The organism is Mesorhizobium sp. M7D.F.Ca.US.004.03.1.1 (genome assembly GCF_003998635.1).
Taxonomy (GTDB): Bacteria; Pseudomonadota; Alphaproteobacteria; order Rhizobiales; family Rhizobiaceae; genus Mesorhizobium; species Mesorhizobium loti.
In genome coordinates this window covers 1-1,207 of record NZ_RZQG01001326.1, presented here as the reverse complement: position 1 = coordinate 1,207, position 1,207 = coordinate 1, and the positions used below count along the sequence as shown (strand labels likewise).

Sequence of the window (1,207 nt, the reverse complement as noted above, 5' to 3'; positions counted from 1 at the left end):
GTGGTGGTGATCGCGAACGCGGTCGTCGTCGCGAAAACGCCTGAGACATTTAGGAATTTGGAGTTAGAACGATGCTGCAGCCAAAGCGCACAAAGTTCCGCAAGCAGTTCAAGGGCCGTATCCATGGCACCGCAAAGGGCGGCACCAACCTGGATTTCGGTGGTTTCGGGCTGAAGGCGCTTGAGCCGAACCGCGTCACCGCACGTGAGATTGAGGCGGCCCGCCGCGCGATCACTCGTGAAATGAAGCGCGCTGGTCGCGTCTGGATCCGTATTTTCCCGGACGTGCCGGTCACTTCGAAGCCGACCGAAGTCCGCATGGGTAAGGGCAAGGGCGCGGTCGATTATTGGGCGGCGCGCGTCAAGCCGGGCCGCATCATGTTCGAGATCGACGGCGTCAATGAAGAAACCGCCCGTGAGGCACTGCGTCTCGGCGCGGCCAAGCTCTCGGTCAAGACGCGCTTCGTGCAGCGCATCGCAGAATAAGGACGGGCTGATATGAAAGCCGAAGACATCCGGACCAAGACCCAGGACCAGCTGACCGACGACCTGGCCAGCCTGAAGAAGGAGCAGTTCAATCTGCGCTTCCAGAAGGCCACCGGCCAGCTCGAGAAGACCGCGCGCGTGAGACAGGTCCGTAAGGACATTGCGCGTATCAAGACCATCGCTGCGGAAAAGTCCGCGGCTAAGAAGGCTTAAGGACGAAAACCATGCCAAAGCGCATTCTGCAGGGCACCGTCGTCAGCGACAAGAACGAGAAGACGGTTGTCGTCAAGGTCGAACGGCGCTTCACGCATCCCGTGATGAAGAAGACCGTGCGCATGACCAAGAAGTACAAGGCGCACGACGAGAACAACGCCCACAAGGTAGGCGATCAGGTGTTCATCCAGGAATCGAAGCCGATTTCCAAGGATAAGCGCTGGATCGTCGTGTCTTCGGACCAGGCGTAAACAACGAATTTTGGACAGACCGGGGAGGGGCTTTGAGCCCATCCCGTTAGAAAAGAAGAAGGCGGCCAGTCATGATTCAGATGCAAACAAACCTCGACGTCGCGGATAATTCCGGCGCCCGTCGTGTCATGTGCATCAAGGTGCTGGGCGGCTCGAAGCGGAAATACGCTTCTGTGGGCGACATCATCGTGGTGTCGATCAAGGAAGCCATTCCGCGCGGCCGCGTAAAGAAGGGCGATGTGATGAAGGCGGTCGTGG

The 1,207-nt window shown here is 58.8% G+C and carries 4 protein-coding genes; all 4 read left to right on the top strand.

The window, feature by feature from the left end; genetic code table 11:
• Positions 1-71 precede the first annotated feature (71 nt).
• Positions 72-485 carry a 50S ribosomal protein L16 gene (gene rplP, locus EN935_RS36765; RefSeq protein ID WP_013531427.1) on the top strand — a complete coding sequence of 138 codons (414 nt, stop codon included), beginning with the start codon at positions 72-74 and terminating at the stop codon, positions 483-485.
• Between the two features lie 12 nt (positions 486-497).
• A complete protein-coding gene (gene rpmC / locus EN935_RS36760; RefSeq protein WP_006205459.1) occupies positions 498-698 on the top strand; it encodes a 50S ribosomal protein L29 in 201 nt (66 codons plus the stop codon).
• A gap of 11 nt (positions 699-709) precedes the next feature.
• Positions 710-949 carry a 30S ribosomal protein S17 gene (rpsQ, locus tag EN935_RS36755; RefSeq protein WP_010909280.1) on the top strand — a complete coding sequence of 80 codons (240 nt, stop codon included), beginning with the start codon at positions 710-712 and terminating at the stop codon, positions 947-949.
• A 71-nt stretch (positions 950-1,020) separates the two neighbouring features.
• Positions 1,021-1,207: uL14 family ribosomal protein (locus EN935_RS36750; RefSeq protein ID WP_206534676.1), on the top strand; the 187-nt coding region annotated here is incomplete at its 3' end.

Bases quoted from the DNA above. Each gene is read 5' to 3' on its own strand.
- rpmC (WP_006205459.1), top strand. From the start codon at position 498: ATGAAAGCCGAAGACATCCGGACCAAGACCCAGGACCAGCTGACCGAC.
- rpsQ (WP_010909280.1), top strand. From the start codon at position 710: ATGCCAAAGCGCATTCTGCAGGGCACCGTCGTCAGCGACAAGAACGAG.
- rplP (WP_013531427.1), top strand. From the start codon at position 72: ATGCTGCAGCCAAAGCGCACAAAGTTCCGCAAGCAGTTCAAGGGCCGT.